We start from the raw sequence: 4,154 nt of genomic DNA, 5'->3' as shown, positions 1-4,154 counted from the left end.
ACATCGCCGCAATGCCGGGCTGGAAGCGCGGTCTCGGCGAGCGCCTCGACGCGCTCATTGTGCGCAACGTGCCTGACATTCGCAAGGCCGTGCGATGGAACTCGCCCTTCTACGGCGTCGAGGGCCAGGGCTGGTTCGTGAGTTTCCATGTCTTCACCCACTATTTGAAAGTGACCTTCTTCAGCGGCACGTCGTTGCGGCCGATTCCGCCTGGCGGCACGGCCAAGAGCAAGGATGTGCGCTGGATCGACATCCGCGAAGACGGTCAGTTCGATGAGGCGAGGATGGTGGAATGGATCAAGCAGGCCGCGGCCCTGCCCGGCTGGATCCCGTAATGACCGACTATGACAGAGGAAAAAGAGCAATGAAGATCAAGCTGACCAGCGTGTATGTGGACAACCAGGAAAACGCACTGCGCTTCTACACCGACGTGCTGGGCTTCACCAAAAAGGCTGATTTCAGCAACGGGCCTTATCGCTGGCTGACCGTTGCCTCGGCTGAAGAGCCTGATGGAACCGAGCTGCAGCTCGCGCTCAACGACAACCCGGCCGCCAAGGCCTATCAGGAAGCCATCTTCAAGCAGGGCCAGCCTGCGGTCATGTTCTTCACCGACGACGTCAAGGGCGATTATGAGCGTATCAGGGCGAAGGGCGGCGCGTTTATCAAGCCGCCGACCGAGGTGACCGGCTCGACCATCGCCCAGCTGAACGACAGCTGCGGCAACCTCGTTCAGATCACCCAGCTAGCGCGCTGGTAACGGGCGGCGGTTGAAACGCGTCGAGGCACAGGAGATACCCGATGACCCCCTCGCAACAGATCGACCAGCTGATCGCCGGCCTCACCGATTGGCGCGGCGAGACGCTCGCCAGCATCCGCAAGACCATCCTTGCAGCCGACCCGGACATCGTCGAGGAGTGGAAGTGGATGGGCAGCCCGGTATGGTGCCTCGACGGCAACATCGTGGTCGGCAACGCCCACAAGGACAAGGTGAAGCTGACCTTTTCCCATGGCGCCAGCCTGCCGGACCCCGACAATCTGTTTAACAACGGTTTTGGCGGCAAGGTGTGGCGGGCTATCGATGTGTTCGAGGGCGACACGCTCAATGAGGGCGCTTTAAAAGAGCTCATCCGTGCGGCCATCGATTACAACCACGCCAAAAAGAAGAAAGCGCCGGCGGCTAGGCGGGCAAAGCCACAGAAATAAAGTCTATGAAGCTCGTCGGCGCGTTTGGCCTATGCCGCCTGCCCCGCCACCCAGCCCGACGACCATGCCCACTGGAAATTATAGCCGCCCAGCCAACCCGTGACATCGACGACTTCGCCGATGAAAAACAGGCCCGGCACAGATTTGGCCTGCATCGTCTTCTGGTCCAGCCCGTTGGTGTCGACCCCACCCAGTGTCACTTCGGCGGTGCGGTAGCCCTCCGAGCCGGCAGGCTTGATGCGCCAGTTATTGACTGCGGCAGCTATGGTTTTGATCTGGCCATCGGAAAGATCGGCAAGGTTACCGTCGATCCCGGTGCGCTCGGCGATTGACTGAGCCAGCCGCTTCGGCAGATGATTTGCCAGCACCGTCTGCACCGCCTGCCGTCCATTGCTTCGCTTGGCCACCCGAATGAGGTCAGCCACGTCAACTCCCGGCAGCATGGCGATGCGGATTTCATCGCCTTCGCGCCAATAGGACGAGATCTGCAGGATGGACGGCCCACTGACGCCGCGATGCGTGAACAGCATCGCTTCGGAGAAGCGCGTCTTGCCGCAGGCGACTTCCGCGTCGACGGCGTTGCCGGCCAGCGGCGCCAGCCGCTCGAGCGTGTTTGCGTCGAAAGTCAGCGGAACCAGCGCCGGCCGCGTTTCGACAACAGCAAGGCCGAACCGTTCGGCAAGCTCATAGCCGAAACCGGTCGCCCCCATCTTGGGGATCGACTTGCCGCCACAGGCCATGACCAGCGACTGGCAAGTAACCAAGCCTGTGGAGAGGGTGAGCGCAAACCCCTCCACGGTTTTGCGGACATCCTCAACGCTGGTCGAGAGCGCCAGCTCCACGCCCCTGCCCTGCATTTCCGAGACCAGCATGTCGATGATCTGGCGCGCCGAGCCGTCGCAAAACAGCTGCCCCAACGTCTTCTCGTGATAGGCAATGCGGTGGCGTTCGACGAGGGCGATGAAATCGCGCTGTGTGTAGCGACTGAGCGCCGAAATGCAGAAATGCGGATTGCCCGACAGAAAATTCTTCGGGCTGGCATGGATGTTGGTGAAATTGCACCGGCCGCCGCCGGAGATGCGGATCTTCTCGCCAGGCGCCGCCGCATGATCGAGGATCAGCACCGAACGGCCGCGCTTGGCCGTCTCCGCGGCGCACATCATTCCGGCGGCACCCGCGCCGATGATCACGACATCATAAGATTGCATCAGGCTACTCGTTCCCGCTCGACCGGCTCATTTGGGGCGCGCCACTTGCGCTGCCTGGTACCACTTTGGTCCGATGGTTTTCTAACAATCCCGTCCCAGCAGCCTGGTGATCTGGGGGGTGACGATTGTGGTGAACAACCCGGGATCGCTGAAAGCCCTTGCGGACAGCATTGCCCCATGAACCGATGCCATCAGCATCTGGGCCTCCTCCTCCGGCCGATTGTTCAAGCGGAACAAGTCCTGCTCCATTCCAGCCCGCAGCACCGACGTAAGCCATTCCGCGAGATTTTGGAAATGGGCACGAACGCGTGATGCGACCTCTTCCGGCAGCATCTGCATCTCGCCGGCGAGCATCGCGCAGACGCAGAAGGACGGCGAGGCATCGCGAATGCATGTCCGCCAATAGTTCAGATAGGACTGCAGTTGTTCAGCAGGGCTTGAGAGTTCTCCCCGGAGAGATTCCAAACCCGCTTCGGCCTGCCGCCTGTAACGATCCACCAGCACCGAAACCAGCTCGGCCTTCGTCGGAAAGTGATGGTGGATACTCGCCTTCCTGATGCCGATGGCAGCCGAGATATCGGCATAGCTGAACCCGTTGTAGCCTCCCGCGACGATAAGAGACTGCGCGACATCGAGAATCTTTTCTGAAGTCGAAGCCATTGATTTCATATCGCTGCCTACCTTCTGGTAGGCAAATAGTCAACGTTGTGCATCGTTCCCGATTCTCACAGGGACGTGTCCGGACATCGGGTTGACTCAAAGGCTTTGCCTACCTACTGATAGGTAGACAGCAATAAGGAAACCTGCCGATGCAAAACCAATCTTTCACCCAGTCCGGATGGCTACGATCCTATTATTTCGCACGCGCCATATTTTCTATCGCCTGGGTTGCTGCCGCCATCCTATTCAACGGGCAACCCGGTCCCACCGCGCTTCTGCTCGTCATCTACCCCGCATGGGACGCCCTCGCCAATCTGGTCGACGCCAGGGTAAATGGCGGCCTGAAGGCCAACTCGTCCCAGGCATTGAATGTCGTGGTCAGCCTGATAACGACGCTCGCCGTCATCGTGGCGGTCGCCAACAGCATGTATGCCGTTCTGGCCGTGTTTGGGGTTTGGGCGATCCTCTCAGGCCTGCTGCAACTGAACACGGGACTAAAGCGTTGGCGCTACCAAGGCGCACAATGGGCGATGATCCTGAGTGGTGCGCAGTCGGCCCTCGCTGGCGGCTTCATGATCAGCCGATCCCTCGGCACGGCTGCGCCGACGATTCTGGACATCGCCCCTTATGCCGGGTTCGGCGCGTTTTACTTTCTGCTTTCCGCAATTTGGCTTGTCGTCGCAGCCTCTCGCAAGGCAAACGCCTAGGCGCAGCCTGATCCGGCGGCGGCAAGGTGAACAACATCTGCCGCCGTCGAAAGGGCAAGCATCGCTCACCCTTTGCCGCATCGGCTGCCGTTCTGGTTCAAAGACGCGTAGCGTCCTGCTCAGGGGCGCGACCGCTGACCTTAGATCAGCGTCTCGGCGAACAACGTCGTCAGCCGCTTCCAATGGCGTTCGGCACCCGCGGCATTGAAAACGCTATGATCGGGCACGCACCAGCCATGCGCCATGCCGGCATAGTTCTCGATCACGTGGTCGACTTCCGCAACCCGAAGCGCCTCGGCCAGCCGCGCCGACTGTTCCGGCGGAAAACTCCTGTCGACACCGGATGTGCCGACATAGACGCGCGCCTTGATGGAGG

General features: G+C 60.7%; 7 protein-coding genes. 4 read left to right on the top strand and 3 right to left on the bottom strand.

All coding sequences use genetic code 11. The features are described from left to right. The 3 genes from EOC06_RS29485 to EOC06_RS29475 form a co-directional block, all read left to right on the top strand. The coding region (locus EOC06_RS29485) for a DUF1801 domain-containing protein (protein ID WP_128309441.1) at nucleotides 1–335 on the top strand (335 nt) is incomplete at its 5' end. A 29-nt stretch (nucleotides 336–364) separates the two neighbouring features. Then, complete coding sequence (locus EOC06_RS29480; RefSeq protein WP_128309443.1) at nucleotides 365–757, top strand: VOC family protein; 393 nt, start codon at nucleotides 365–367, stop codon at nucleotides 755–757. A gap of 41 nt (nucleotides 758–798) precedes the next feature. Next, nucleotides 799–1,203, top strand: coding sequence for a DUF1801 domain-containing protein (locus tag EOC06_RS29475; protein ID WP_128309440.1), 405 nt, complete (start codon nucleotides 799–801; stop codon nucleotides 1,201–1,203). Between the two features lie 29 nt (nucleotides 1,204–1,232). On the opposite strand, the gene EOC06_RS29470 is transcribed toward EOC06_RS29475, so the two are convergent. Further along, nucleotides 1,233–2,411 (bottom strand): NAD(P)/FAD-dependent oxidoreductase, encoded by a 1,179-nt coding sequence (locus tag EOC06_RS29470; RefSeq protein ID WP_128309439.1) that lies wholly within the window; start codon nucleotides 2,409–2,411, stop codon nucleotides 1,233–1,235. Nucleotides 2,412–2,492: 81 nt separating this feature from the next. Continuing rightward, complete coding sequence (locus EOC06_RS29465; RefSeq protein WP_128309438.1) at nucleotides 2,493–3,080, bottom strand: TetR/AcrR family transcriptional regulator; 588 nt, start codon at nucleotides 3,078–3,080, stop codon at nucleotides 2,493–2,495. A gap of 140 nt (nucleotides 3,081–3,220) precedes the next feature. Between EOC06_RS29465 and EOC06_RS29460 the strand changes: the two genes are divergently transcribed. After that, nucleotides 3,221–3,778 (top strand): DUF308 domain-containing protein, encoded by a 558-nt coding sequence (locus EOC06_RS29460; protein WP_027038993.1) that lies wholly within the window; start codon nucleotides 3,221–3,223, stop codon nucleotides 3,776–3,778. 140 nt (nucleotides 3,779–3,918) lie between these two features. Here the strand turns inward: EOC06_RS29460 and EOC06_RS43835 are convergent. Next, nucleotides 3,919–4,154: dienelactone hydrolase family protein (locus EOC06_RS43835; RefSeq protein WP_245470187.1), on the bottom strand; the 236-nt coding region annotated here is incomplete at its 5' end.

Source organism: Mesorhizobium sp. M7A.F.Ca.MR.362.00.0.0 (assembly GCF_004023175.1).
GTDB lineage: Bacteria > Pseudomonadota > Alphaproteobacteria > Rhizobiales > Rhizobiaceae > Mesorhizobium.
Note: the sequence above shows the minus strand (reverse complement) of the source record. Positions and strands in the feature narration are given on the sequence as shown.

Coding starts and splice junctions, on each gene's coding strand:
- EOC06_RS29480 (WP_128309443.1), top strand. CDS start 365: ATGAAGATCAAGCTGACCAGCGTGTATGTGGACAACCAGGAAAACGCA.
- EOC06_RS29475 (WP_128309440.1), top strand. CDS start 799: ATGACCCCCTCGCAACAGATCGACCAGCTGATCGCCGGCCTCACCGAT.
- EOC06_RS29470 (WP_128309439.1), bottom strand. CDS start 2,411: ATGCAATCTTATGATGTCGTGATCATCGGCGCGGGTGCCGCCGGAATG.
- EOC06_RS29465 (WP_128309438.1), bottom strand. CDS start 3,080: ATGAAATCAATGGCTTCGACTTCAGAAAAGATTCTCGATGTCGCGCAG.
- EOC06_RS29460 (WP_027038993.1), top strand. CDS start 3,221: ATGCAAAACCAATCTTTCACCCAGTCCGGATGGCTACGATCCTATTAT.